The sequence below is a fragment of the Streptomyces sp. NRRL B-24085 genome (genome assembly GCF_001282115.1).
Classification (GTDB): Bacteria; Actinomycetota; Actinomycetes; order Streptomycetales; family Streptomycetaceae; genus Streptomyces.
The window spans coordinates 25,558-52,325 of sequence record NZ_LJBR01000040.1 but is presented as its reverse complement, the minus strand read 5'-3'; the positions used below and the strand labels follow the sequence as shown (position 1 = coordinate 52,325).

17 protein-coding genes and 1 pseudogene are annotated in these 26,768 nt (G+C 70.1%); 7 read left to right on the top strand and 11 right to left on the bottom strand.

Annotation, left to right across the window (positions count from 1 at the left end; translation table 11 throughout):
• Nucleotides 1-216: 216 nt before the first annotated feature.
• The 3 genes and pseudogenes from AOJ26_RS41560 to AOJ26_RS06080 all read right to left on the bottom strand — a co-directional run.
• Nucleotides 217-971 (bottom strand): annotated as a pseudogene (locus AOJ26_RS41560) (transposase); the annotation flags it as partial.
• 258 nt (nt 972-1,229) lie between these two features.
• Nucleotides 1,230-2,087 (bottom strand): glycoside hydrolase family 16 protein, encoded by an 858-nt coding sequence (locus AOJ26_RS06085; protein WP_053847133.1) that lies wholly within the window; start codon nt 2,085-2,087, stop codon nt 1,230-1,232.
• Nucleotides 2,088-2,306: 219 nt separating this feature from the next.
• On the bottom strand, nt 2,307-2,873 hold the full coding sequence (locus tag AOJ26_RS06080) for a TetR-like C-terminal domain-containing protein (protein ID WP_053847132.1): 567 nt from the start codon (nt 2,871-2,873) through the stop codon (nt 2,307-2,309).
• A gap of 76 nt (nt 2,874-2,949) precedes the next feature.
• Between AOJ26_RS06080 and AOJ26_RS06075 the strand changes: the two genes are divergently transcribed.
• Both AOJ26_RS06075 and AOJ26_RS06070 read left to right on the top strand, forming a co-directional pair.
• Nucleotides 2,950-4,230: an MFS transporter gene (locus AOJ26_RS06075; protein WP_053847131.1), complete on the top strand. Its 1,281-nt coding sequence runs from the start codon at nt 2,950-2,952 to the stop codon at nt 4,228-4,230.
• A 351-nt stretch (nt 4,231-4,581) separates the two neighbouring features.
• Nucleotides 4,582-6,267: a subtype B tannase gene (locus AOJ26_RS06070; protein WP_053847130.1), complete on the top strand. Its 1,686-nt coding sequence runs from the start codon at nt 4,582-4,584 to the stop codon at nt 6,265-6,267.
• A gap of 106 nt (nt 6,268-6,373) precedes the next feature.
• On the opposite strand, the gene AOJ26_RS43775 is transcribed toward AOJ26_RS06070, so the two are convergent.
• From AOJ26_RS43775 to AOJ26_RS06040, 8 genes are all read right to left on the bottom strand, one after another.
• Nucleotides 6,374-6,541 carry a hypothetical protein gene (locus AOJ26_RS43775; RefSeq protein ID WP_179200280.1) on the bottom strand — a complete coding sequence of 56 codons (168 nt, stop codon included), beginning with the start codon at nt 6,539-6,541 and terminating at the stop codon, nt 6,374-6,376.
• Nucleotides 6,542-6,575: 34 nt separating this feature from the next.
• Nucleotides 6,576-6,767, bottom strand: coding sequence for a hypothetical protein (locus AOJ26_RS41550; RefSeq protein ID WP_078959763.1), 192 nt, complete (start codon nt 6,765-6,767; stop codon nt 6,576-6,578).
• A 210-nt stretch (nt 6,768-6,977) separates the two neighbouring features.
• On the bottom strand, nt 6,978-7,784 hold the full coding sequence (locus AOJ26_RS06065) for an SDR family NAD(P)-dependent oxidoreductase (protein ID WP_053847129.1): 807 nt from the start codon (nt 7,782-7,784) through the stop codon (nt 6,978-6,980).
• A 93-nt stretch (nt 7,785-7,877) separates the two neighbouring features.
• Nucleotides 7,878-9,140, bottom strand: coding sequence for a cation:proton antiporter (locus AOJ26_RS06060; protein WP_053847128.1), 1,263 nt, complete (start codon nt 9,138-9,140; stop codon nt 7,878-7,880).
• A gap of 320 nt (nt 9,141-9,460) precedes the next feature.
• Entirely contained in the window at nt 9,461-11,242 is a 1,782-nt protein-coding gene (locus AOJ26_RS06055) for a ThuA domain-containing protein (RefSeq protein ID WP_053847127.1), read from the bottom strand.
• A gap of 17 nt (nt 11,243-11,259) precedes the next feature.
• Nucleotides 11,260-14,112, bottom strand: a complete 2,853-nt coding sequence (locus AOJ26_RS06050; RefSeq protein ID WP_053847126.1) for a PQQ-dependent sugar dehydrogenase — start codon at nt 14,110-14,112, stop codon at nt 11,260-11,262.
• A 503-nt stretch (nt 14,113-14,615) separates the two neighbouring features.
• Nucleotides 14,616-16,160 (bottom strand): MFS transporter, encoded by a 1,545-nt coding sequence (locus AOJ26_RS06045; protein WP_373413170.1) that lies wholly within the window; start codon nt 16,158-16,160, stop codon nt 14,616-14,618.
• Between the two features lie 361 nt (nt 16,161-16,521).
• Nucleotides 16,522-17,523: a LacI family DNA-binding transcriptional regulator gene (locus AOJ26_RS06040; protein WP_053847124.1), complete on the bottom strand. Its 1,002-nt coding sequence runs from the start codon at nt 17,521-17,523 to the stop codon at nt 16,522-16,524.
• Between the two features lie 168 nt (nt 17,524-17,691).
• Between AOJ26_RS06040 and AOJ26_RS06035 the strand changes: the two genes are divergently transcribed.
• The 5 genes from AOJ26_RS06035 to AOJ26_RS06015 are packed head-to-tail and all read left to right on the top strand — an operon-like array spanning nt 17,692 to nt 26,657.
• The gene (locus AOJ26_RS06035; protein ID WP_053847123.1) at nt 17,692-19,032 is read left to right on the top strand and encodes an ABC transporter substrate-binding protein; all 1,341 of its coding nucleotides are present in this window, start codon (nt 17,692-17,694) and stop codon (nt 19,030-19,032) included.
• A 7-nt stretch (nt 19,033-19,039) separates the two neighbouring features.
• On the top strand, nt 19,040-19,996 hold the full coding sequence (locus AOJ26_RS06030; protein ID WP_053847122.1) for a carbohydrate ABC transporter permease: 957 nt from the start codon (nt 19,040-19,042) through the stop codon (nt 19,994-19,996).
• Between the two features lie 14 nt (nt 19,997-20,010).
• Complete coding sequence (locus AOJ26_RS06025; RefSeq protein ID WP_234358464.1) at nt 20,011-20,850, top strand: carbohydrate ABC transporter permease; 840 nt, start codon at nt 20,011-20,013, stop codon at nt 20,848-20,850.
• A 47-nt stretch (nt 20,851-20,897) separates the two neighbouring features.
• Nucleotides 20,898-23,627 (top strand): glycoside hydrolase family 38 C-terminal domain-containing protein, encoded by a 2,730-nt coding sequence (locus tag AOJ26_RS06020; RefSeq protein WP_053847120.1) that lies wholly within the window; start codon nt 20,898-20,900, stop codon nt 23,625-23,627.
• Nucleotides 23,628-23,678: 51 nt separating this feature from the next.
• Nucleotides 23,679-26,657, top strand: coding sequence for a glycoside hydrolase family 2 TIM barrel-domain containing protein (locus AOJ26_RS06015; RefSeq protein WP_053847119.1), 2,979 nt, complete (start codon nt 23,679-23,681; stop codon nt 26,655-26,657).
• Nucleotides 26,658-26,768: the final 111 nt, after the last annotated feature.

Sequence of the window (26,768 nt, the reverse complement as noted above, 5' to 3'; positions counted from 1 at the left end):
TGGTGGTTCGGCCGGGTGGGCCGGGCCTGCCGAGAAGACTCACCTGGGCCGCGGTGCGGCGACAATCGGTTTCGGCGTACGCCGAAAGTCCTCGGCGGGAGATTCGATCCGCCACCGGGTGGGCAGGGGGTCCGGCCACTGTCCCTTCGGTCGAGCCGGTGGGCTGGGTGGCCTGACATGCTTCGGAGCATGGAGTGCCGCCGGAGTCCCGTGAACGGCCTGCTCGACGCCCCAGGTCGCGGGCTTTCCGAAGACGAACTCGCCGCCGTGCTTGGGCGGTTGGCCACCCTTGGGGCTGGCCAGGTGAATCGCTTCACGGGATGGCGTCGGACGCCGCATCACGCGATCGGACCGGAGCCGGCCGAGGATCTCGACGGGCAGCCCGACGAGTAGGTGGGCGATGCGCGGGGCGTCGTATCCGGCGTCCAGTACGACAAGGACCTCCGGGGCACCCAGCCGCCGCTGGCCGGCGGCGACGAGGCGCCGATGACCTCGCGGATGCCCCGTGGTCACAGCGGCGACGTCGGCGCCGGGCTCCAGGCAGACCGCGTCCAGCACCGCAGTCCAGGACGTGCGCCCCGTCTCCAGCGCGGCCACTACCGAGTAAGGCCGGCCAGGCACCATCTGGTGCTTGCCCTCACCCGGCCGAACGTATGGCAAAAGGCCCGGTCAGCACACCTGCCGGCGTCCGGCCGAAGTCACGGAGAGACATCCACCGCCAACACCGACCGACCGTCCGCGGCCCTCGGCAGCGGCATCCCAGCCAGAGCCCGGCGCAGCCGGGCGGCATCGATCCGGCCCCGGTTGAGCCCGCCGCACAGAGCTCCGTGCCCACGGCGGTGTTCGGGCGCGAGCGCGAGATCGACCAGTGTCCGCACCGGTCCATCCGTGCACAGCAGGGCGCCGCACAACTCGAACAAGGCGTCGCCCCGCGCGGTCAGACACGTGTACAGCTCCGAAACGCTGATCAAGTTCGAGCCGCGTTCGACGCTGGACCTTAAGCGACAAGCTCAAGGACTCCTCGCCCCGCTCGTGGCTGTAGACGCCAGCAAGGGCGCCGCGTGGCAACGGCGGCTGAACAGTGGGGAGTTGCGCCGAACGGGCCGGCCCCACCGAACATTCCCCGATCTGCTTCAGCCTGCGCTCCGAGAGCGAAGGCCGCGGTGCAAACTCCCCCGACTCCACAGCGTGCCCGGCGCGAGGGCAGTCGCGTGGCCGGCTGCGGACTCTCATCCGCTGTGGCCCTCGCCGTAGAAGCGCACGTAGTCGACCGTCATCGTCGCGGGCGACGGCGTCGACGCGCCGGGAGGGCCAGGCCAATCGCCTCCTACAGCGACGTTGAGCAGCAGATGCATGTCCTGTTCGAAGACCCAGTCGCGAGGTCGCGGCACCTGCGACGGGGTCAACGTGAAGTACGGCTTTCCGTCGACGGACCACGTGATGCGGTGCGGCTGCTTGTCGACGGCGTAGACGTGGAACGCCTGCGACGCGTCGGCAGGGAGAGTGGTGGAGCCACCGATCCCGTTGTCGTTGTAGTAGGTCGGTCCGTGCGCGGTGCCGTACACCGTTTGAGGTTCTCCGCCGACCACCTCGCAGATGTCGATCTCGCCCTGCCCTGGCCACTCGACTCCGTTGTTGCCCAGCATCCACACCGCGGGCAGCAATCCCGTGCCAGTGGGCAGTTTCGCTCGGACCTCCGCTCTTCCCCGGGTGAGCGAAACCTTTCCCTCCGTGGTGAGGCGGGCCGATGTCCACGGGCAGAAGCGCCGTGTGTGACAGGGCAGTTCGGATCCGGCCGGGGCAGGCCGTGCGGAGATCAAGAGGTGCCCGTCACCGTCGAGGGCCGAGTTGGACGAGTCGTCCGTGTAGTACTGGAGTTCGTTGTTGCCCCACCCCTCGGCGTCCCGGTTCCCGATCTCGGTGTTCCAGAACCTTGCCGACGGACGAGTGGCCGACGCTCCGTCGAACTCGGCCTGCCAGAACGGCTTTTCTCCGGTCCCGGAGGAATCTCCGTCCACAGCGGAACCGCATCCGCCCAGCATTCCGATCAGGGCCAATGCAAGAGCCAGGCGGGTACGTCGGTTCATGTGGCTGCTCCTGGAGGAGGGACGGACATCGGCGCCGGCGCCGTCCCGGCTGGTTGCGGCACGCCGTCGATGCGCTGAAAGCAATGTTCCCCGCAACCGCACCCCACTTGGATGCGGCGATCCGCCGCCGGCGTGGCCCCCAGACAAGATCAGCGGGCGGCCGCCGACACACCACTGCTGTGGACGTGACCGGATGTGCCTTCGCGGCCGGTGTGCGGTTCAGGGCGTCCGGAGCGTCGCCAGATAGGTGGACACCAGGGTGCGGGCCCAGTCGGCGGAGGCGGGCTCGGGGGTGAAGACGGCGCGGTAGTACAGGGGGCCGAGGAGGAAGTCCGCGGCGCTCTCCACGTCGAGTGCCTTCCCTCCGCGGTCCTGTTCGCGCCGGATGATCGCGCGGAGCTGGCGGTGGCGGTCCTCTACGCACGCGCAGCCGCCTGCCGGGCCGGAGCCGATGGTCGCCCGCATGAGGGCGAGGGTGTCCGGGTCGGCGACGTCGGTGGCCACGTCGGCGAGCCAGCGCTGGAGATCGCCGGCGAGTGAGCCGGAGTCGGGGACGACCAGGTCGTCGGAGAAGCGGCTGGTGGCGACGTCGTTGAGGAGCTGAGCGGTGGACCCCCAGCGCCGGTAGAGGGTGGTGGGGTGGACGCCGGCGCGCGCGGCGACGGCGGGCAGGGTCAGGGTCTCTGCTTCCTCCTCGGCGAGGAGTTCCGCGACGGCGCGGTGGACGGCCGCCCGCACCTTCGCGGAGCGGCCGCCGGGACGTACCTGGGTCGACGATTCAGCCATGGGGAAATTATCGCACTGATCGTTGCGTTAGTGGTAGCGTCCTAAACGCATCGATCACTGCTTTTGGAGTCGCGTCGTGTCCGGTCCCGCCCCGTCCCAGCTCCAGACCTTCCCGCCGCCCACCGACCGCGTGGCACCACCGCGGGAGAGGCGACGGCTGAGCCGTCCCGTCGCCTTCGCCTCCCTCGCGGTGGTCTTCGTCCTGTTCATGGCCGCCTCCAGCGCCCCCTCCCCGCTCTACGTCGTCTACCAGCAGCAGTGGCACTTCTCCCCCACCACCCTCACCACGGTCTTCGCCGTCTACGTACTCGGCATGATCGCGGCCCTGCTCGTCCTCGGCGCCCTTTCCGATCACCTCGGCCGCCGCCCGGTCCTGCTGGGCGCAATCGCCCTCGAAGCCGCCTCGATGGTCCTGTTCCTCACCGCGGGCAACGTCGGCCTGCTGCTGACCGCACGCCTCATCCAGGGCATCGCCACCGGGGCCGCCATGACCACGCTCGGCGCCGCCCTGTCCGACCTCAACCCCACACACGCCCCCCACCGGGCGGGCCTCGTCACCGGCACCGCACCCACGTTCGGACTGGGACTCGGCTCCCTCGGATGCGGGCTCCTCATCGAGTACGGGCCGCACCCCACCCGCCTCGTCTACGTGCTGCTGCTCACCGCCCTCGTGGTGGCCGGCGCCCTCCTGTCGGCCCTGCCCGAGACCTCGCTGCGCCGCCCCGGCGCCGCCCGTTCGCTCCAGCCCCGTCTGCGCATCGCCCCCCACCTGCGGGCCGACCTGCTGAGCCTGGTCCCGATCCTCATCGCGAGCTGGGCGCTCGGCGGCCTCTACCTCTCCCTCGGTCCGTCCGTCGCCGTCGGCCTCTTCGGCCTCTCCAGCCACGTCGTCGGCGGACTCGTGGTCACCCTCCTCACCGGCCCGGCCTTCCTCACCGCCCTCGCCCTGCGCGGCTGGCCCGTCGGACGGACCCTCGCCGTCAGCGCGACCCTGCTCCTCGTCGGCACGGCCGTCGCCCTGACCGGCGTGGAGGAACACTCCCTGACCACGGCCGCGCTCGGCACCGCGATCGCGGGCGTCGGCTTCGGCGGCTCCGCCCTCGCCAGCTTCGGCACCCTGGCCCGCATAGCCCGCCCCGCCGAACGCAGCGAACTGCTCTCCGTCGCCTTCGTCATCTCCTACCTGGCCTTCAGCATCCCGGCCGTGATCGCCGGCATCGCCGCCACGCACGCCGGCCTCAAGGACACCTTCGTCACCTACGCGGCGACAGTCGCCGCCCTGTGCGCCCTCGCCCTGCTCGCCCAGCGCCTGCGCGCCACCCGCGCACCCGTCGCCGCGGGCGTTCCCCAGGCATGACGACGCCGACACCGCGGTCGCCGTGGCCCACCCGAGGCCGCGGCGACCGCGGTGCGCCGGAGGCACAGTCGCGGTTCGACAGGGTCACCGACACACAGACGTACACCCCTGAGCGCAGCCACGACTTGGGGTCCCCGCACCCCGCATGGAATGTCTGCAATATCGCTGGGCTTATTGTTAACAATCTTGTAGCGTGCGTCACGCCTCGGACCCGGGGCCTGAGCGAAGCACTTGGTGCTCGATGAGGGGAGACGCATGCAAAGGCTCTCTGCGACTGACCGACGTGACGTGATGACTCACCCGGCGGCGGGCCCACAACTCCCCGCGCCCCGCGGTCGCCTGCTGGGAACGATGGCGCTCGCGGGGTCACTGGTGCTCACGGCGATCGCGGTACCGACCTCCGTCGCCGCAGCGGCACCCAACGTCCGCCACGGGCATTCGGTGGACCCGCAGGATGCCGCGCTCGACTTCCACTCGGCCGCGTACACGACGATCACCGTCACCGTGGACGGCCGGCCGGTGCACGTGCGCTGGTACAAGGAACTCTGCTACGTCGCCAACCCGGTGGCGGCAGCGGCCCAGCAGCCCAGCGGGCCCGGCGGCGGCAGCACCACGATCCCGAACACCGCCTGCGGATACCAGAGCATGAACGTCTTCGTGCCCGAGAGCGCCTTCGGCGACCAGCGCACCCCGATCTACTTCGCGGTCAACAACAGCGGCTGGAAGGCCAGCTACATACGGGCGAGCGTCACGGCGGGCACGTCGTACAACAGCGCCACCAGCAACGTCGGTGCCGCGCTGAAGGCGGGCTACGTCTTCGTCGACGTCGCCAACCGAAGCCGCGGACTGGTCGGCGCCGACGGTTCGGCCCCCGGCAAGGCGCCCGCCGCCGTGGTCGACGCCAAGGCGGCCGTCCGCTACCTGCGCCTCAACGACGCCGCGATGCCCGGCAGTGCCGAGCGAATCGTGATCAACGGGACCAGCGGCGGCGGCGCGCTGGTGTCCATTCTGGGCGCCTCGGGGAACAGCGCCGAGTACAACCCCTACCTCGCCGCGATCGGCGCCGCCGGTGTCGACGCCCAGGGCCGCAGCACCCTGCGTGACGACGTCTTCGCCGTCAACGCCTACTGCCCCATCACCGACCTCGGCAACGCCGACATCGCCTACGAGTGGCTGTACAACGTCCTCGGTACGCGTGACGCCACCGGCTCCAACCCCTCGCCCGCCGACGCGACAGCGATCGCGGAGCGGTTCGCGGCGTACGAGAAGGGCCTCGGACTGCGCAATGCCGACGGCTCCCGGCTCACCGCGGCCGCCCTCCTCGACACCATCGAGAACGAGGTCGCCCGTTCCGCCGAGACCTATCTGAAGGCCGACCCCGCGCACACGATCCCACCGCTGGGCGGCACCTTCGAGATCACTTCGGGTGGCTCCACCAAGTCGTACGTCAACAACTGGATCGACGTCGACACCGCCACCGGCAAGGTGCGCTCGGTCGACATGGCGAACTACCTCGCCTTCGTCGCCACCCAGGCCCCTCTCAAGACGACTCCCGCCTTCGACGCCGTGGGCGTCAACGGGAACACCACCAGCGGCACCGAGACCGACCTCTTCGGCCCGCCCAGCCAGCGGTACATGAACTACACCGAGTACAGCTGGAACCACAACGACGTCGCCGGTGACGGAAGCGGCCTCGACGACACCGGGCTCACCTGGAAGCAGTACACCGCGAAGAAGACCACCACCGTGGACGACCAGGTCCACCTGATCAACCCGATGGACTTCATCGGGACCAGCGCCGACGCCGCACCGAACTGGTACGTCCGCCACGGCACCCGCGACCGTGACACCGCGTTCACCGTCTCGGTCAACCTCGACCGCGCCCTCGCCGCGGACCCCCAGGTCAGGAACCTCGACTACCGGCTGGCCTGGAACCAGCCGCACGCCGGGAACTACGACGTGCCCGAGGCCATGGCCTGGATCGCCGAAGCCGTCGACAAGGCCGGCGACCCCCTCACCGCCCACCACAAGGGATAGGACCCCACGCAGCACTGCGGCATCAGGCCCTCACCCACAGACCTGGGCCCCGGCGATGATCCGCGTGACACGGGCATCCGCCGGGGCCGGCCCTTCGCCGACGACGTCAGCTTTCGGCGCGCACGTCGTCCGGGCTGATTCCAGCCTCCTCCAGCGCCTCGCGCAGGGTGCGCCCGGTGGCACCGTCGCCGTGCGGCGACGTCTTCTCGTCCGGCGTCTCGATGACGTGGTCGGTGGACGTCGTCTTCGGACGGTTCTCCTCCGGAAAGGTCACGGGACCTCCTTGCTCATTCGTTCACGGGGCGAGGTCAGGCCGGGTGGTCCGGCTTCTGCTCAGGAGGGGTGCCGCCTCCCCTGCCTCCGCCCTTGTCCCCGCGGTCCGTGCCATGGGCATGACCGCCCTCATGGGTGGACTGCGCCGCCTTGCGGGACTGGCTGTCCTGGGGAGTTCCAGCCCCCTTGTCACTGCGCCGCAGCTCGGGCTGTTGTGGATTTGACATCGGCTCTCCTCCTCGCTTCGTCTGCGCGTCGGAACGCTTGTCGATCAGACGGGTAGCGCACAGGCTCCCTTTGAAACGTCCGGCGCAACGCCCACCGCGTGGCTTCGCCTCCGAGCGCCTCACCACCTCGGTCACATGGGTGACCCGGCCGCCCTCCGCGGACCCGCGGGGCTCGTTGCGAGGCCCCCGTCGGCGACGGCTGCCTCAGTCTCATTCCGTCTCGTCTGGGGCCTTGCCCGTCTCCGGCTCGGCCAGCCGCCGGTGGGCCGCCGCCTTGAGACCGTCGGGCAGCACCTTCCCTGCCAGGCCCTGGGCCTTGGTCTTCAGTGATCCGGTCAGGGCCTTGCTCCGGCCCTTCACGATCGCCTCGAAGGCCTGCTCGGCCACCTGTGCGGGATCGTCCTTCTTCATGGTCCCGATGCGGGTGTCGTCCGCCATGCCCGCCCGCTCGAAGAAGTCCGTGTCCGTCGGGCCCGGCATGAAGGAGGTGATCGTCACGCCGGTGTCCTCCACCTCTTCGGCCAGTGCCTGGGCGAAGGACTGCACGAACGACTTGGACGCGTTGTAGACGGGCTGGAAGGGACCGGGCATCTCCGAGGCCACGGACGAGGTGAAGGCGAGCCGCCCTGCTCCGCGCGTCACCATGGCCCGCAGCAGCGGCTTGGCCAGCCGTACGGTCGCGGTGACGTTGAGGTCGATGACCTCCTGGTCGTCGGCGAGGTCGGTGTCCACGAAGGCACCGCCCCGGCCCACCCCGGCGTTCAGGACGGCGACGTCGACCGTGAGTCCGTCGAGCGCGTCCAGCAGCCGGAACCGTCCCTCGTTGGTCCTCAGGTCGGCCCGCACCGCGCGGACCTCGGCGCCCGACTCCCGGAGGCTCCGGGCGGCGGACTCCAGCGACTCGTCCTCGGCGTTCACCACGAGGTCGTACCCGTGGGACGCGAACTGCTGGGCGAGTTCCCGGCCGATCCCACTGGACGCGCCGGTGATCAGAGCGAGTGGTCGTGTGTCAGTCACGACGGACGAGTAACCACCCCACCCCGTGCCAAGCCTCACGAAGACCGGGCGGCTGCCCGGCCCCGCCCGCGCGGGACATGTCGTGCGTCGGTCCTACGGGCGCGGAGGCGTGGTTCCGCGTAGCCGGTCCAGGCGTTTCACGACCGGCCCGGCCGTGACTCCGTGGAGGACGACGGAGGCGAGGACGGTGAACGTCACGACCGCCCACAGCTCTCGCGCCGGTACGGGGAAGCTGTGCTGCCCGAGGGCGTAGGCGAGGTAGTACAGGGAGCCGATGCCGCGGATGCCGTAGGCAGCGGTCACCCAGCGCTCACTGTGCCGCATCCGGCTGCCGAGCAGACCGATCCACCCGGACAGTGGCCGGATCACGAGCAGCAGGATGAGCCCGGTGACGATTCCTCGCCAGGTCAGCGACTCCAGACCGCCCAGAGCGACGAAGGCCCCCAGGAGGAACAGCAGCACAGCGGTGAACAGACGCTCGACCTGTTCGACGAAGTCGTGCAGGACGTTGTGGAAGCCGTGAGCACGTTCCTCCGCCCGGATCGAACAGGCGGTGACGAACACGGCGAGGAAACCGTAGCCATGAAGCAGCTCGGTCACGCCGTAGGCCAGGAAAGTGGCGCCCAGGGCCACGAATCCCTCTCGGTGCTCGGACAACCGCAGCGCTGGTGAGCGGGTCTGGAAGAACAGCCAGCCGAGCAAGCGTCCGATCAGCCAGCCGCTCAGCAGCCCGATCCCGCTCTTGAGCGCGAGGTCTTTCAGTGCCCACCCGCCGATCCAGTCCGTGGACCAGTCGCCGCCGGCTGCGGCCACCAGAGCGACCGCCCCGTAGACGAGGGGGAAGGCCAGCCCGTCGTTCAGGCCGGCCTCGCTGGTCAGGGCGAACCGCACCTCGTCCTCGTCGTGCTCGTCCTCGGTCGGCTCGCCCACCCGGACCTCCGCGGCGAGCACCGGATCGGTCGGCGCCAGGACCGCGGCCAGCAGCAGTGCCGCCGCGGGCGGCCAGTCCAGCAGCCACCAGGCCGTCAGGCCGGTGAAGGCGACGGTCAGCGACATCGTGACGCCCAGCAGCCGCCATGTCGTGGCCCATCGGCGCCACCCCATGGGCCGGTTGAGGGCCAGTCCGGCACCCATCAGGGCGATGATCACGCAGATTTCCGTGATGTGCTCCGCCATCAGCCGGTCGTCGACCGGGTCGACGACCGGCAGGGGCAGCGGCAACAGGTACACGCCGATGCCACCGCCCAGGAAGACGAGGGGAAGGGACAGCGGCCGGCCGGCAACCACCCGCGGCAGCACCGCCGCGAGCAGCGCGCCCGCTCCGAGCCATGCGAACACGGCGTCGCCGATCGTCACCGCGCTGCTCTCCCCTTCCGCTCCGCCCGTCGAGGTCACGGCCCCGCCGCACGGAACGCCGGCCCACCGGCCACTCCCGTCACTTGCGTCCCAGCTCGGCTTGGCGTCACCCCGAGTGCCCAGCAACCGCCGTGGCCCACCTGCTTCCTCGGGGCAGCTGTGGACGTTCGAGCGCGGGCGGCGCGGCAGCGCCTTGAGGGGCACTGCGAAAAGGAGTGTGAGGCGCGGCCGTCATCGGGTGCCAGTCAGGGCCGCGGAGCACGGTCCGCGGCCCTCACCGTCATGTCACACGCAGGATGCCGGAACGGCTGCCCGCGCTGTCAGGGCAGGGTCCATTTCTGGTTGGGGCCGGTGTGGCAGGTCCACAGGTGGACCGGTGTGCCGTCGTTCCAGGTGCCGCCGGACGCGTCGAGGCACTTGCCCGACTGCGGATTGCGGACCGTACCGTCCGTCTGCGGTGCCCACTTCTGCGCCCCGCTGCCGTTGCACGTCCACAACTGGATCTTCGTCCCGTCGGCGGAGCCACCGCCGGACACGTCCAGGCACTTGCCCAACGCCTGGACCGATCCGTCCGCGGCGATGGTCCACTTCTGGGCGCTCGTGCCGTTGCAGGTCCACAGCTGGACCTTCGTCCCGTCGGCGGTGTTGGCGTTGTCGACGTCCAGGCACTTGCCGTTGACGCCCTTCACCGCGCCCGAGCGGGGGCCGGGCGGCGTGTCGCCCGACGGCTTGATCCGGATGTTGCGGAACGCGACGTCGTCGCCGTCGCCGTGGTTCTGGATGCCGATGTAGCCCTGCTGGAGGCTGCGGACGGGGTCGGTGTTGGTGAAGTCGTTGATCTTGACTCCGTTGAGGAAGATCTCCAATCGTTCGCCGGTGACCTTGAGTTCGTACGTGTTCCACTCCCCCGGCGGGTTCAGCGCGGCGTCGCGTGCCGCGAGGTCGGCGGACTTGAAGCCGTAGACGGCGCCCGTGGTGCGGTCGGCCGCGTCGGTGGCGTCGATCTGGATCTCGTAGCCGTTGTTCACGGCCGACCAGGGATCGTCGGAGGCGGGGAAGCCGATGAGGACACCGGAGTTGTCGTCGCCGGCCGCCTTCCAGTCGAGCTTGAGGGAGTAGTCGCCGGTGAACTCCTTCGCGGAGTACCAGAGCATGCCCAGTCCGCCGTAGGAGGTGAGGCTGCCGTCGGCGAGGGTGAAGCCGCCCGGGCCCGCCTGCTGCCAGCCGGTGGTGGAGGCGCCGTTGAACAGGGAGGTGTAGCCGTTCTCCGGGCGGCAGTCCGCCTCGGTCATCCCCGCGGCCCAGCGGATGCCGCCGAGGAGGTGCCGCCGGAAGACGGTGTCGCTGTACGACTCCTCGGTGTGGCCGCCCCCGGTGTAGAAGGCCCTGCCTCCCTGGTAGTTCTTGCACCACGCGATCGGATGGTCACCGGACATGTTCCCGCCCGAGTAGCTCGACTCGTCGAGGGAGGCGAGAACATGTGCGGTGGTGCGGGGGTTGGTGCGGTAGTTGTACCACTCGTCGGTGCGCTGCCAGGTGGCCCCGAGGTGGGCCGTGGCGTCGTGGGCCCGGTCCTCGACCTTGACCGTGGCGGGCTGGATGGCGGGGTGCGAGTGGAACAGGGCGCCGGCCAGGCCCTCGTAGAAGGGCCAGTCGTACTCGGTGTCGGCCGCCGCGTGGATGCCGACATAGCCTCCGCCGCCGTTGATGTACTGCTGGAAGGCGGTCTGCTGGGCGTCGCCGAGGACGTCTCCGGTCGTGGAGAGGAAGACGACCGCCTTGTACTGGCCGAGGTTGCCGGTGGTGAAGACCTGGGGGTCCTCCGAGGCGTCCACGGTGAAGTTGTTCGCCGCGCCGAGGGCTTGGAGTGCCGAGATGCCCTCGTCGATGGACGAGTGCCTGAAACCGGCGGTCCGGGAGAACACGAGGATCTTGTACGCCGGATCGGCCGCCGCGAGCTTCGCGGTGGGGGCCGCGGGGGCTGTGTCGCGGACCGTGTCGGCGGGCTGGGACGCCGGTTCGGGCGCGGCGGCGGCTTGCGGGGTCAGGCAGAGCAGGAGGCCGGTGAACAGGCCGAGGGCCGCTTGGAGTCGCGTACGCATGTCGGGTTGCCTCCTTTCTAGGGAAGGGTCCACTTCTGGTTGGGGCCGGTGTGGCAGGTCCACAGGTGGACCGGTGTGCCGTCGTTCCAGGTGCCGCCGGACGCGTCGAGGCACTTGCCCGACTGCGGGTTGCGGACCGTGCCGTCCGTCTGCGGTGCCCACTTCTGCGCCCCGCTGCCGTTGCACGTCCACAACTGGATCTTCGTCCCGTCGGCGCTGGCGCCACCGGAGACGTCCAGGCACTTGCCCAACGCCCGCACGGTGCTGTCGGAGTTCACCGTCCATGTCTGGGCGGCCGTGCCGTTGCAGGTCCACAGCTGGATCTGCGTGCCGTCCGCCGTGGCCGCGTTGTTCACGTCCAGGCACTTGCCGTTGACCCCCTTCACCGCGCCCGAGCCGGATCCGCCGCCGGAGGTGGTGAAGGAGAACTCGTCGACGTCGAACAGGGCGCCGCTGCCGCCCTTGAAGACGAGGTACAGCTGCGTGGAGCCGCCGGGCTGGTTGGCGAGCGGGGCTGTCACGTCCTGGAAGGTCTCCCAGCCGCCGGTGACCGGGACGGTTGCCGTGCCGAGGAGGGTGCCGGTCGGCGAGCCGGCGCGGACCTCGATGGTTCCGCCCGCACCCGCGGAGGAGACCCGGGCGGTGAAGACGCCGGCGTTGGCGAGGGCGTACGGCTTGAAGGAGATCCAGTCGCCGCTCTCGATGTTGCCGACGGTCTTGCCTCCGTGAGCCGGAGTGTGGGTGATGACGTCGACGCCCGAGGAGCTCCCGTAGTGCTCCGCCTGTCGGTGCGAGGGCTGGGTGATGTGCTGGTCGTGTGCGGTCAGCGCGGGCTGGCCGCCTGCTCCCTGGTCGGTGTACTCGGCGTCCACGACACCGAAGATGTTGGCGTTCGGGTCGTGTTCGCCGTCGGCCAGGGTCTGGAGAGTCCCGGTGCATCCGGTCGCCGAGGTCTGCGGGTGGCCGTGGCTGTCGTGCCCGACGATGAAGGAGACCTTCACCTTGGAGCAGTCAATCGTGCCGTCCTCCGGATCGGTCACCGTCACCCTGAACGGTATCGCTGCGCCGAAGTCGTAGATGGCGCCGTCCGCGGGCAGGTCGAGCCGTACGGTGGGCGCGGTGTTCCCCACCGTGATCTGCACGGACGCGGTCGCGGTCTTTCCGGTCGGGTCGGTCACCTTCAGCGTGGCCGTGTACTGGCCGTTGGCCGTGTAGGTGTGCGAGGGGTTGGCGGCGGTGGAGGTCGCGCCGTCACCGAAGGTCCAGGCGTAGGTGAGTGCGCCGCCGTCCGGGTCGGAGCTGCCGGCCGAGGAGAAGGAGACCGCGAGGGGTGCCTTCCCGGAAGTGATGTCCGCCTTGGCCTGGGCGATGGGGGCGAGGCCGTCGGTGACGTGCTCGATGCGGTACAGGGCGGAGTTCTCGTCGCCGTTGAAATAGCCGGTGCCGTAGTCGAGGACGTACAGGGCGCCGTCCGGGCCGAAGGCCATGTCCATCACCTGGGTGCCGCTCCAGGGGAAGGCGTTGATGGACTGCACGGTGCCGTCGCCGCCGGCCTCTATGCGCTTGATCCAGCGGCGGCCGAACTCGCCGGCGAAGAAGTCGCCGTCGTACTCCTGGGGGAACTTGACCTCGGAGGTGGAGGCGGCGTCGTAGCGGTAGACGGGGCCGCCCATCGGGGATTCGGAGCCGCCGCCGAACTCCGGTACGGACGTGCCGTTGTAGGGGATCCAGGCCGGTCGCGCCGGGGGCAGGTCCGTCAGGCCGGTGTTGCGCGGCGAGGTGTTCTTGGGCGCGGAGCAGGAGAACTTGGCGCCCGAGGTGTTGGTGGCGAAGTCGTAGTCGGTGTAGGCGTCGTTGTTGCCGGTGCAGTACGGCCAGCCGTAGTTGCCGGCCTGGGTGATGCGGTTGAACTCGACCTGGCCCTCGGGTCCTCGCCCGGGCGCCGCGGTTCCGGAGTCGGGGCCGTAGTCGCCGAGGTAGACGATGCCCGTGGCCTTGTCCACGCTCATGCGGAAGGGGTTGCGGAAGCCCATCGCGTAGATCTCGGGGCGGGTCTTGGCGGTGCCGGGCGCGAAGAGGTTGCCGCTCGGGACGGAGTACGTCCCGTCCGCGTTGACCTTGATGCGCAGCACCTTGCCGCGCAGGTCGTTGGTGTTGCCCGCCGAGCGCTGGGCGTCGTAGGCGGGGTTGCGGGTGGCGCGCTCGTCGATCGGGGTGAAGCCGTCCGAGGCGAACGGGTTGGAGTCGTCGCCGGTCGAGAGGTAGAGGTTGCCCGCCGCGTCGAAGTCGATGTCGCCGCCGACGTGACAGCAGATGCCGCGCGAGGCCGGAACGTCGAGGATCTTCTTCTCGCTGGTCAGGTCCAGGGTGTTGTCGGTCTTCAGGACGAACCGGGACAGCCGGTTGACGCCGTCGAAGGGGGTGAAGTCGGAGGCCGACCCGTCGGAGGGGGCGTCGCCGCCCGGCGTGCTCAACTTCGGCGCGTAGTACAGGTAGACGAAGCGGTTGGAGGTGAAAGCCGGGTCCACCGCGATGCCTTGGAGGCCCTCCTCGTCATGGCTGTAGACGTCGAGCTTGCCCGCCACCGACGTGGTTCCGGCCGCGTCCGTGACGCGCAGCGTGCCGTCACGCGAGGTGTGCAGCACCGAGCGGTTCGGCAGCACGGCGAGCGTCATGGGCTCACCCATTTCGGCCACGCCCTTGGCCAGCGTGACCTGCTGGTACTCGACGGCTGCCGCGGCACGGCCGGACGGATCCGGCGCGGCGGCAGCCGCTGTTCCCGGCAGGAGGCCGCCGACGGCGCACACCAACGCCAGCGCCAGCGAGCGGAGGGGTCTGGGCCTTGCGAGTCTGACGAATTTCTTGCGCACAAACGTCTCCCGAGGTGTGGGGATGTGGCAGGACCCGATCGGCCCTGTTCGGGGAGTGCAGGCGCGCGCCGTCGCGCCGTCGGACCGGCCTGTGCCCCTGCATGCACATGACCGGTCCAGTGCAAGGAAGTTAGCGGCCCTGGTTCCGGCGCGTAACCCCTTTGGCGCGAGGTCGCTCAACTTTTTCCATGATCAGGACAAAGTCTGAGACGCCCTGGGGCAGCGGAGGGGTGGTGACGCGCCCGCCCAGCAGGCAGACCGGGTGGGATCCGCGTCAACGGTTCATCGATCCGACGGGTGGATCAGACTGTGGTGGGCCCGGGTATGCCGTTTGGGGCGTCTATGACCGGCTGGGGATGCAGGCCGTCGATGCGCTGACGGCCCGGCCGACGACGGGGCTGCCGGCCTCACCGCCTCCGCCCCGTCGGCTCGGACGGCGACGCCCGTTCGGGGGCCAACCGCTCTCACACCAGCACGCCGGAGCCGGGCGGCCGTCGTGACGCTCAATCGGTCTTCGCGGCGGTGTACCTGGGCTGCGCCTCGGCGGACTCGCCCCCGGAGGCCGGGGCGTCCGCGGCCGGGGTGCCGCCCGGGTGCAACAGCGCGAACAGGAACGCGATCCCCAGGGCCACGGCCATGCCGTAGAAGACCCACTGGTTGGCCTCGGCGAAGTCCATACGGACCGCACTGAGGATGTCGCGCATCCGGTCGGCCGAGACGCCGGTGCCCGAGGGCGGGCTGGCGTCGCCGCTGCCCGTGATGGAGCCGGCGACGCGGTGGGCGGTGTCCCGGGCCTGTTCGGCCGGCAGACCGCGCTCCTTGAGGGTGCTCGTCACGTTCGAGCGCGTGACATGGGTGAGCATCGTGCCGAAGACGGCCATGCCGACGCTCGCCGCGTAGTTGCGCACTGTCTGGGTGACGCCCGTGACCTCACCGTAGGACGGTCCGATCGCACGGTTGACGGCGTCCGTGGAGGCGGGAGCGAGAATGAAGCCGATGCCCGCCCCGGCCAGCGCAGCGTACGGCCACTGGTCGTGCATGGACAGGTCGGTCAGCTTGCCCGCCCACAGGGCGAACCCCACGCAGCCCAGGACGGCGCCCGCCTTCAGCGCCGGGCGCGCGCCCCGCTGGTCGAGGATCCGGCCGCCCCACTGCGAGGCAATGGCGAAACCCGCGAACACGTACAGCAGGAACAGCGCTGCCTGGTTGGGCGACGCGCTGAGCGAGACCTGGGCGTACACGGACGCGAAGAAGAACAGCGGAACGAACGCGAGCATGGCGAAGAACAGCACCACCGCGTCCACGGCGAAGCCCCTGTCCCGGAAGACGCGCAGGTCGATCAGGGGGTGGCGGACGCTCCGTTCGTAGCGGACGAAGACGGCCAGGACCGCCAGACCGCCCGCGACGCAGAGCCAGGTGGCCGGGCTGTCCCAGCCCCAGGAGTAGGCCTGCTGGAAGCCCAGGACGCTCAGTCCCATGCCGGCCGCCATGAGAGCGGCGCCCACGAGGTCCAGGGTGCCGGTCCGTCTGCGGTCGGCAATGTGGGCCATCGCGGTCAGCACCAGCGCCACCACGGCCACGGGCACGTTGACCCAGAACACCGCGCGCCACGTCCATGCCGCCGTCAGCCAGCCGCCCAGCAGCGGGCCGACCGCGGTCAGAGCGCCGGACAGCCCGAAGAACAGCGCGAGGGCCCGGCCGCGCCGCTCGGCCGGGAACACCGCCACCACCACCGCGAGCGCGGCGGGGAAGAGCAGTGCGGCCCCGGCCCCCTGGGCCGCCCTGAAGCCGATGAGCCAACCCTGCGCGGCGTCCCCGTCGGGGACACAGCCGCACATCACCGAGGACACGACGAACACGAGCGTGCCGATGACCACGATCCGACGGGGACCGTACAGGTCGGCGAGGCGACCGCCGACGGCGAAGAAGGCGGCCAACGCCAGCAGATACGCGTTGATCACCCACTGCATACCGGAGGCTGAGAGGCCCAGTTCCCGGACGATGTCCGGCGCAGCGATCGACACGATGGTCTGATCGATGAACGTCATCGCAACCGCGAACATCATGGCCGCGAGAGCCAGCGTCTGCTGATGAACCGTGCGAGGCGCCGGCGTGGTGCCAGCACCCCCGAGGCGTGTGTCACTCACCCTCCCAGTCTGCGCCCACCCGGGCGGGCCCGCAGCGGCAGAGCGAACTGCGACGAGCGCGTGCCCGGCGCAGCGCCGGAGGTGAAGTCCGGCGAGGTACGGACAGGCGAGGTACGGAAAGGCGAGGTACGGACAACAGGCCGAAGCGCCGTCCCCGCCGGATCGCTCTTCACTGATCCCGCGCGGATCCGCCGCCCCCGCCTCCCCTCAGCGTCAGCCGACGACGCCCAGCAGCCGACGAAGTTGATCTGAAGGCGATGCCCTAGGCGGACCCGCGCAGCCGCAGTGTGGCCTGGACCGCCGCCTCGTCGTGGCTGAGCGGTCCGCTGCGGGCCAGCAGCCGTCCGGCCTGTTCGACGGCCAGGACTCCGAGTTCGCGGGTGTCGAGGGCGACGGTGGTCAGGGCGGGTTCGACGAGGGTGCCGAGCTGGAGGCCGTCGAAGCCGATGACCGCGAGGTCTTCGGGCACCCGGCGACCGAGCGCTCGTGCGGCGCGCAGCGCCCCGATGGCGATGATGTCGTTGAACGTGAACACAGCGGTCACGTCGGGGTGTTCGGTGAGGAGTTCACGCAGAGCGTGCTGCCCTCCGTCGATGCTCTGCGCGGCACGGCTGACCGCGGCGGGTTCCAGGCCGCAGGCGGCCATGGCGGCGGCGAACCAGCGGTGGCGGACGCTGGGCTCGGAGCGGGCGGCATGGTCGAGCATGCCGATGCGGTGGTGCCCGGCGTCGACCAGGTGCCTGATCGCGTCGTGAACGCCCGCCTCGCCGTCGATGCTGATGGCGTTGAAGCGCTCGGCGCGGTGGTCGCGGTCGATGAGGACGACAGGGAGCCCGCGGATCAGCTTGTCGATCTCGTCCTCGGGCAGGCTGAGGTAACCCACGACGGCGTCCACCTGCGAAGCGATGACCTCGAGAGTGCCGCGCTCCTCCTCCGCCCGGTCGCCGGTGTCGTAGACGACGACGTGCCAGCCTCGCTTGCGCGCGGCCTCCAGAGCCGCGGCGGCGACCTCGGTGAAGAAGGGGTTGAGCAGGTCGGGGATCACCAGGCCGACGTTTATGGAGTCCTGCCGGACGAGGCCCCGGGCGAAACGGCTGGGCCGGTAGCCCAGCTCCTGGGCGGCGTCCAGCACGCGCTGCTTCGTGGAGGCGTCGATCTCGCCCTTGTCGTTCAGCGCCCGTGACACGGTCTGCCGCGACACTCCGACGGCCCGGGCCACATCGTCGATGGTCACCCGGTGCGGACCGTTCGCAGACGACGCCATCACTCACCTCTGTCCGTTCGGTGTCACTCCGGAGCCTTGACACTTGTCCGCACATAAGCGCAGACTCCGAATCGTTTCGCTCCCGTGAGCGCTCACGTTACCGCTCACGGCCCTTTGTTCCAACCCGCCCAGGCACCCGCCGCCAGTCGTTCTCTGGGAACGGAAAACATGAGCAACACAGTCACGCGCACGCGCCTCGCCGCCCTCGCCACGGCCACCGGTATCGCCGTACTCCTCGCCGGCTGCTCCTCGTCGCCCACCGGCTCGGACAAGGCCGCCGCACCCTCGTGCACCCCTGCCAAGGGGAAGGTCGTCCTCCAGTACTGGAACACCGTTCCCGGCATGGACAAGGTCGTCGCGCTGTGGAACAAGAAGAACCCGGACATCCAGGTCGAGACGAAGAACATCTCCAACGACCAGTACGGCATCCTCGGCAACGCCCTCAAGGCGGGCAAGGCACCCGACCTGGCGCAGGTCGGCTACGACGAGCTGCCGAACCTGCGCACCCAGAGCGCCTTCGTCGACGCCTCCGCCTGCAAGGACGCCACCGCCGCCAAGTCCAGGTTCGTCCCCTGGACCTGGTCGCAGACGAGCTTCGGCGGAACCGGCGTGTTCGCGCTGCCGCAGGACACCGGCCCGATGGCGCTCTTCGTCCGCAGTGACCTCTTCAAGAAGCACGGCATCGCGATCCCCAGGACCTGGGACGAGTACGCGACGGCCGCGCAGAAGCTGCACAAGGCGGACCCCGAGCTGGACATCACCTTCTTCGACCCGAACAACGCCGAGTGGTTCAACGGTCTGCTCTGGCAGAACAACGCCGAGATGTACAGCTACTCGGGCGACAAGTGGCACGTCACCGTCGAGTCGGAGCAGAGCAGGCAGGTCGCCGACTACTGGCAGAAGCTGATCTCCGACAAGCTCGTGCGCACCGACCTCGCCAACGGCTCGACGCAGATGTACGCCGCGTACCAGAAGGACCAGATCGCCAGTTACGTCGGCGCCGCCTGGGGTTACAGCATGTTCCGCGACAACCTCCCCAAGCAGGCCGGCAAGTGGTCGATCGTGCCCATGCCGACCTGGGGCGCGAACGGCTCCTCGGGTGACTGGGGCGGCTCGACCGTCGCGTTCATGAAGGGCAGCAAGCACCTGTACGAGTCGGTGAAGTTCAACACCTGGCTCAACAGCGACCCCGAGGCCCTCGCGCTGGAGAACGAGCTCGGCGGTCTCTACCCGGCCGCGAACGCGGGACTCCAACTGCCCGCCCTGTCCAAGGGAGTTCCGTACTACGGCAACGAGAAGATCTTCGATGTCTTCGCCGAGTCGTCGAAGAAGATCGACACCAGCTTCGCCTGGGGCCCGACGCAGAAGACGGTGAACCTGGCGCTTCAGGACGCGATGGCCAAGGCGGCGGCCGGGGACGGGACGCTCACTGACGCCCTCGCCAAGGCGCAGGCCACCGCGCTGAAGTCCATGAAGGACCAGGCCATCCCGGCCACGGCGGGCAAGTGAGCTCAGCATGACAGACATCGCCACCCGGGCCACCCGCGCGCCCCGTGCGGTGCAGTCACCCAAGGGCCGTCGCCGTCTCAGCGGCGGCGGCCCCCGGGCCGGTACCGTGCTCGCCTTCGTCGCCCCCTTCTTCCTGCCGTTCGTGCTGTTCTACCTGGTGCCGGTCGGCTACGCGCTCTGGCAGAGCTTCCGCGTCGTACGGCGGACCGGTGGCCAGTACGGCACCTCGTACACGACTTTCGGCGGTCTCGAGCAGTACGGGCAGGTCTTCCAGAACAGCGAGTTCTGGGCCAGCATCGGCCGCATCGGGCTGTTCGGCATCGTCCAGGTACCGGTCATGCTGTTCACCGCGCTGATCATCGCGCTGCTGCTGGACACACCCCTGCTGCGGCTCAAGGCGTTCTTCCGCATCACGGCCTTCATGCCCTACGCGGTGCCCGGTGTGATCGCCGCGATCATGTGGTCGTACCTGTACTCGCCCCAGCTCAGCCCCGTCGTCGAGCTCTTCCAGGGCATCGGCCTCAAGCCGGACTTCCTCGGTCCGGGCGCGGTGCTGTGGTCGACGGCCAACGTGTCCACGTGGCTGTGGACCGGTTACAACATGCTGATCATGTACTCGGCGCTTCAGTCCATCCCGCAGGAGCTGTACGAGGCGGCCCGCATCGACGGCGCGACCAACTGGACGATCGCCTGGCGCATCAAGGTGCCGATCATCCTCCCGTCGATCGTCCTGACCACGGTCTTCTCGATCATCGGCACACTCCAGCTCTACGCCGAGCCGGCCGTGCTGCGTCAGATCTCCTCGAACATCTCCAGCACGTTCACGCCGAACATGCTGGCCTACGCGGTGGCGTCGGGGAACAACTACCAGCAGGCCGCGGCCATTTCGGTGGTCATCGCCGTCATCACGTTCGTCCTGAGCTTCGGCTTCATGCGACTGACCTCCAGGAGGGCGGGGCTGTGAGCACACGATCCGCAATGCGCGAAAGCCGCGTCAGCCGCACGGCGGTGACGGCGCTGATGCTGCTGCTGGCCGTCTACTTCCTGCTGCCGGTCTACTTCCTGGTCGTCGCCGCGACCAAGCCGCAAGGCGATCTCGCCGCCACCAACGGCCTGGCCTTCTCCCACTTCAACCTGTTCGACAACCTGCGCACCCTGTTCACCCGCAGCGACGGCATCTTCGGCCGGTGGGCCCTCAACACCGTCGTCTACGCGGTGCTGGGCGCCGCGGTGGGGACGCTGATCTCCGCGCTGTGCGGGTACGCCCTCGCCAAGTTCCCCTTCCGGGGGCGGGAGTTCCTGTTCTCGGTGATCCTGGGCGGTGTCCTCGTCCCGACGACCGCACTGGCCCTTCCGCTGTTCCTGCTGTTCTCGGCGACCGGACTGGTCAACACCTATCTCGCGGTCTTCCTGCCCAGCATCGTCAGCCCGTTCGGCGTCTACCTCGCCCGCATCTTCACCAACGCCGCGGTCCCCCAGGAGCTGATCGAGTCGGCCCGGCTGGACGGCGCGGGTGAGTTCCGCACCTTCTTCTCGGTGGCGTTCAAGCTGATGACGCCGGCCCTGGTGACCATCTTCCTATTCCAGTTCGTGGCCATCTGGAACAACTTCTTCCTGCCGATGGTGATGCTGCAGAAGGAGTCGCTGTTCCCCCTCACGCTCGGCCTGTACGAATGGAACGGCCAGACGGCACGCGCCCCCCTGCTTCAGGAGTCCGTCATCACCGGCTCCCTGGTGTCGATCGTGCCCGTGATCATCGTGTTCATCCTGCTGCAACGGTTCTGGCGTTCGGGACTCGCCGCCGGATCGCTCAAGTGACGTCACGCCCCACCGTCCGACCCGCACAGAAGAAGGTTCCCCCAGCGATGCCCGACTCCGCCGTGTTCGTGCCCCACTTCCACTGGGACCGGGAGTGGTACGAACCGTTCCAGGTCTTCCGGCACCGGCTCGTCCAGGCCCTCGACACCGTACTGGAGACGGCCGAGGCCGACCCCGACTTCCGGTTCACCGTCGACGGGCAGATGGCCGCCGTCGAGGACTACCTGGAGATGCGCCCCGAGAACCGGGACCGGCTCGCGGCTCTGGTCCGCGCGGGACGGCTCGCCGTGGGTCCCTGGCTCATCCTCCTCGACGAGTTCCTCTGCTCCGGCGAGACCATCGTGCGCAACCTCCAGATGGGCTGGGCCGCCGCGGACCGTCTGGGCGGCGCGATGCCCGTCGGCTACCTGCCCGACATGTTCGGCCACATCGCCCAGATGCCCCAGATCCTGGCCCGCGCCGGCATCGAGCACGCGGCACTGTGGCGGGGCGTCCCCGGCACCGTCGACGGCCACGCCTTCCGCTGGCGCGCCCCCGACGGCTCGGAGGTCCGCACCGAGTTCCTCTTCGACGGCTACGACAACGGCCTCGACGTCCTCCTGGTGCCCGACCGGATCGGCAGCGCCCTGGGCGAGTACGCGGGCATGACGGCCGAACGATGGGGCTCCGACCCGGTGTTGGCCATGGCAGGCACCGATCACCACGCGCCCGATCCGCGCCTGGCGTCCTGGCTGCGGCGGGCCGCCCAGGAGGGGCGCGCCATCACCGTCGCGACGCTCGACGAGTACATCCGCGAGCACGCGCGAGACGAGGTCACCGCCGTCGTCACCGGTGAACTCCGCAGCCATGTGCGCGGGAACATCCTGCCCGGCGTGCTGTCGGTGCGGCTCGGCCTCAAGCAGCGGATGGCTCTCGCCGAACGCACGGTCGACCACGCCGAGCGTATGAACGTGATGTGCTCCGCGCAGGACGACTCCCCCTTCCTCGCCCTCGCCTGGCACAAGATCATCGAATCGACGGCGCACGACTCGGTGGTGGGATCGGGCACCGACGAGACCTGCGACCAGGTCGCGGCGCGCCTCGCCGAGGCCGCGCAGGCCGCCCGCGCGGTGCGCGACGCGGCACTCGCGGCGCCCGCAGCACTGGTCCCCGTGGACGGCCACCTGGTCGCCAACCCGCTCACGTCGGCGCGTTCCGCGCTGGTCGAGGTGGATGTCGTGGCGCCCGCTGAAGGTGCGGTCTTGATCGCACGGTCGGCCGACGGTTCCGCACAGCCCGTTCAGCTGGTCTCCGAGGCGCCGACTGTCCTCAGCGACGAACGCATGGACGCCTCAGATCTGGAGCGGGTGCTGCGCCGCATCCACCGCCGCGAGCTCTTCGGCCGGCTCATCGACCACTACGAGCTCACTCCCCACTCGCTCGTCTTCCACCTCGCCGAGGTCCCCACCAGCGGTCCCTTCGACCTGATGGTGCTGCGTCGGGAGGTCGCCGCCGCAGCCGCCGCGCACCCGGGCGAGTGGCGGGTGCGGACGCTGACGGAGGCCCGCGCGAGCGCACTGGTGCCGGTGCAGGTCCCGGCCCTCGGCCTGACGAGCTTCCGCGTCGAGGCCGGCGAGCCGTCCGCCGCCCCGGACATGCCGGCCGCACCCGCCACCGCCACCTCGCGCACCCTGTCCAACGGACTGGTCGAGGTCGAAGTGGCCGCGGACGGCACCCTGGACGTGACCGGCCCCGACGGAACGGTCCTGTACGGCGTCGGCCGGCTCGTCGACTGCGGCGACCGGGGTGACAGCTACAACTACGCCCCACCGGCCGCCGACGTCCTCGTGTCCGAGCCCGTGCAGGTCGCCGTCGACCTCGTCGAGAGCGGCCCGCTGCGCGCCCGAGTCCGCGTCACGCGCCTCTACGCATGGCCGGCCGGCCTTTCCAGCGACCGTGACGTGCGCAGCGAACAGACCGTGCGGACGCCGGTGGAGATGCTGGTGGAGGTACGCGCCGGGGAACCGTTCGTCCGTGTCTCCACCTCGTTCCTCAACCGGTCCGCCGACCACCGGCTGCGCCTGCACGTGCCGCTGCCCGAGCCAGTGGACACCTCTGCGGCCGCAGGCCAGTTCGCCGTCACCGACCGCGGTCTCACCGCTGAGGGCGGCTGGGGCGAGTACCCGCTGCCGACCTTCCCCGCCAGTTCCTTCGTGTCGGCGGGCGCGGCCACCGTGCTGCTCGACCACTCCAGCGAGTACGAACTGGTCCAGGAAGGTTCCGCCCTCGCCATCACCCTGCTGCGCGCCATCGGGTCGATCAGTGTCAACATCCACCCGCTGCGCGACGAACCCGCGGCGAGCGAGATCCCCACGCCCGGGGCGCAGGAGCTCGGCATGCGGATCGAGCACCGCTTCGCCGTCGTCCCCTCGGCGGCCGGCTGGCAGGAAGCCCGTGCGGTCGCCCTCGCCGAGGAGTTCCGCAACGAGGTGCTCGTCACCCGCGGAACCGGGCCCGGTCACGGACAACTGCCGCCTGCCGTAGCCGGTATCCGGGTCGACGGTGAGGACGTCCACGTCTCGTGCGTCCGCCGCGTCGTCGACGACACCCTCGGCACCGGGACCGAGATCCGGCTGACCGCCCTGCGCGACACCGCCTCCACGGCCCGGCTGACCGGGGCCTTCACCGAGGCCACCACGGTCGACCTGCTCGGCAGAGCCCTCGCGCGGGTACCGGTGCACGACGAACTCGAACTCTCCCTCGGCCCCTGGGAGATCCGGACCCTCGTGCTCAGGTGACCGTCAAGTCCCCGACCCACCGCACCACTTGCCAGCAGAAAGCAGCAACTCTTGCCTTCCGAGCTCTCCGCCCTTGTTTCGGACGTCACGCCGGGGCGCGGCGCACTCCGCCCGGCCCGCTCCTGGCTCCACTCCGACGCCCCTTCCCTGTCCCTGAACGGCTCCTGGCGGTTCCGGCTGTCCCCTACGGCCTCGGTGGCCGAGGACTTCGCCGCCGAGGACTTCGACGACCAGGACTGGCACGACATGGCCGTCCCCTCGCACTGGGTGCTCCAGGACGACGGCGCCCACGGCCGGCCGATCTACACCAACGTCCAGTTCCCGTTCCCGATAGACCCTCCGTACGTCCCCGACGAGAACCCGACCGGTGACTACCGGCGTGCCTTCGAGCTGCCCGCGGGCTGGACGGACGCTGAGCGGGTCGTGCTGCGCTTCGACGGTGTCGAGTCACTGTTCCGCGTATGGGTCAACGGGGTCGAGATCGGCAGCGCCGCCGGCAGCCGCCTCGCCCACGAGTTCGACGTGACGTCGTCGGTGCGCCCGGGCGGCAACGTCGTCGCCGTACGGGTGCACCAGTGGTCCGCGGCGAGCTACGTCGAGGACCAGGACCAGTGGTGGCTGCCGGGCATCTTCCGCGACGTCACGCTCCTCGCCCGCCCCGCGGCCGGCATCGAGGACGTCTGGCTGCGGACCGGGTACGACTCCGGTCGCGGGCACATCGACCCCGAGATCGTCGCCGACTCGACGGCGTTCCCCCTCACGCTGCGCGTCCCCGAACTCGGCATCGAGCAGGTGTGGGCCACGGCCGCCGACATCACGCCCCTGGACGTCACCGAGGTGGAACCCTGGTCGGCCGAGCGTCCGCGCCTGTACCAGGCCACCGTGTCCAACGCGGCCGAGACCATCGCGCTGCGGGTGGGTTTCCGCACCGTGGAGATCCGGGGCGACCAGTTCCTCGTCAACGGCCGGCGCGTGGTCTTCCACGGCGTGAACCGCCACGAGACGCACCCCGAGCGCGGCCGTGTGTTCGACGAGGTGCACGCGCGCGAGGATCTCGCCCTCATGAAGCGGTTCAACGTCAACGCCATCCGCACCAGCCACTACCCGCCGCACCCGCGGCTGCTCGACCTCGCCGACGAGCTCGGCTTCTGGGTCGTCCTCGAATGCGACCTGGAGACGCACGGGTTCCACAAGGTCGACTGGAAGGGCAACCCCAGCGACGACCCGGCCTGGCGCGAGGCATACCTCGACCGCATCCGGCGCACGGTGGAGCGGGACAAGAACCACCCGAGCATCGTGATGTGGTCCCTCGGCAACGAGGCGGGCACCGGCAGCAACCTGGCCGCCATGTCCTCCTGGGTCCACGCGCGCGACGCCGGCCGGCCCGTGCACTACGAGGGCGACCATGCCGGCGAGTACACGGACGTCTACTCCCGCATGTACTCGTCCGTGCCGGAGACCGAGGCGATCGGCACCGACGGTTCGCGCGTGCCGCTGCTCAACTGCACCCCCGCGCAGGGGGCACGACAGCGCACGAAGCCGTTCCTGCTGTGCGAGTACGCGCACGCCATGGGCAACGGTCCCGGAGCCTTCGACCAGTACGAGGCACTGGTGCATGCACACCCCCGACTGCACGGCGGTTTCGTGTGGGAGTGGCGCGACCACGGCATCCTGGCCAGGACAGCGGACGGCACGCAGTTCTACGCCTACGGCGGTGACTTCGGCGAGGTCGTGCACGACGGCAACTTCGTGATGGACGGCATGGTGCTCAGCGACGACACGCCGACGCCGAGCCTGCACGAGTTCAAGGCGGTCGTACAGCCCGTCACGTTCTCCTTCGAGGGGGACAAGGTCGCCGTCACGAACCTGCGGCACTCGGCCGACACCTCGGACCTGCGGTTGCGGTGGCGTGTCGAGCACGACGGAAGAGTGGTGGAGTCGGGCGAACTGGAGGCGCCCGTCGTCGCGGCGGGAGTGTCGGAGTGGGTGCCGCTGCCGCCGGTCACCGTCGCCCAGGACGCCGAGACGTGGCTCACCGTCGAAGCCGTACTGGCCACGGAGAGCGCTTGGGCTCCGGCAGGGCATGTGGTGGCGACGGCCCAGTCGGACCGCTCGGTCCGCCGTCCCGTCCCCGCCGTACGCACCCGAGCGGACTGGCGGGCGGGCACCGGGACGCTGACCCTGGGCGTGGCGGAGTTCGTCGACGGGTCCTTGGTGCGTCTGGCCGGGCGTGCCGTGTCGGATCCGCGGTTGGAGCTGTTCCGGGCCCCGACCGACAACGACGAAGGCGCCTCCGACGAGGTCGAGACCAGCGACGCATCCGTGCCGGGCGTCTCGAACGCCGAGCTGTGGCGACGTGAGGGACTGCACCGGCTGACGACGCGGCGCGTGAGCGTCGAGCACGCCGAGGACGCCCTGCGCACCCTCGACAAGGTGTCGGCGGCGGATTCCGCCCTCTTCGTGATGGTGGAGTCCGTCTGGACGCTCGACGGTGGAGAGCTCGAACTGCGCGTGGAGATCGAGCCGTCGAGCGGCTGGAGCACGGTGTGGCCGCGGGTCGGGATCCGACTCGGCCTGCCCGATGGCGTGCAGCCCGTGGACGGCGCCGAGTGGTTCGGCCTCGGCCCCCTGGAGTCGTACCCCGACAGCGTCCGGGCGGCGCTCACGGGCCGCTACTCCTCCTCCGTCCGCGACCTGGCGGTCGACTACGCCCGCCCCCAGGAGACGGGACACCGTTCCGGGCTGCGCGAGTTGTCCCTGACGAGCGGCGGCCGCGAGGTGCTGCACCTCGTCGCGCTGCCCGACACCCGCGGGCGCCGACCCGGCTTCGTCCTCAGCCGGCACACCCCCCAGGAGATCGCCGCGGCCGACCACCCCCACGAGCTCCCCGTCTCCGCCACGACACACCTGCACATCGACGCGGCGCAGCACGGTCTGGGCTCGCGCGCCTGCGGCCCGGACGTCTGGCCGGACTTCGCCCTGCGCCCGGAGGCGTACACGCTCCGGCTGCGGATCGGCGGGGCGAGGTGAAGCCGGTGAGGTGACACGGTCCGGTGACGGCGGTGCCTTTCCGCGAGCAGGAAGCGGGAGGCGCCGCCGCACGACGGTTCTGTCCCTCCCATCCCTCCACGCCTGCCAGTG

What these genes read in the sequence shown, in the direction of transcription:
- AOJ26_RS06085 (WP_053847133.1), bottom strand. Translation starts at nt 2,087, where the DNA reads ATGAACCGACGTACCCGCCTGGCTCTTGCATTGGCCCTGATCGGAATG.
- AOJ26_RS06080 (WP_053847132.1), bottom strand. Translation starts at nt 2,873, where the DNA reads ATGGCTGAATCGTCGACCCAGGTACGTCCCGGCGGCCGCTCCGCGAAG.
- AOJ26_RS06070 (WP_053847130.1), top strand. Translation starts at nt 4,582, where the DNA reads ATGGCGCTCGCGGGGTCACTGGTGCTCACGGCGATCGCGGTACCGACC.
- AOJ26_RS41550 (WP_078959763.1), bottom strand. Translation starts at nt 6,767, where the DNA reads ATGTCAAATCCACAACAGCCCGAGCTGCGGCGCAGTGACAAGGGGGCT.
- AOJ26_RS06055 (WP_053847127.1), bottom strand. Translation starts at nt 11,242, where the DNA reads ATGCGTACGCGACTCCAAGCGGCCCTCGGCCTGTTCACCGGCCTCCTG.
- AOJ26_RS06045 (WP_373413170.1), bottom strand. Translation starts at nt 16,160, where the DNA reads ATGACGTTCATCGATCAGACCATCGTGTCGATCGCTGCGCCGGACATC.
- AOJ26_RS06040 (WP_053847124.1), bottom strand. Translation starts at nt 17,523, where the DNA reads ATGGCGTCGTCTGCGAACGGTCCGCACCGGGTGACCATCGACGATGTG.
- AOJ26_RS06035 (WP_053847123.1), top strand. Translation starts at nt 17,692, where the DNA reads ATGAGCAACACAGTCACGCGCACGCGCCTCGCCGCCCTCGCCACGGCC.
- AOJ26_RS06030 (WP_053847122.1), top strand. Translation starts at nt 19,040, where the DNA reads ATGACAGACATCGCCACCCGGGCCACCCGCGCGCCCCGTGCGGTGCAG.
- AOJ26_RS06025 (WP_234358464.1), top strand. Translation starts at nt 20,011, where the DNA reads ATGCGCGAAAGCCGCGTCAGCCGCACGGCGGTGACGGCGCTGATGCTG.
- AOJ26_RS06020 (WP_053847120.1), top strand. Translation starts at nt 20,898, where the DNA reads ATGCCCGACTCCGCCGTGTTCGTGCCCCACTTCCACTGGGACCGGGAG.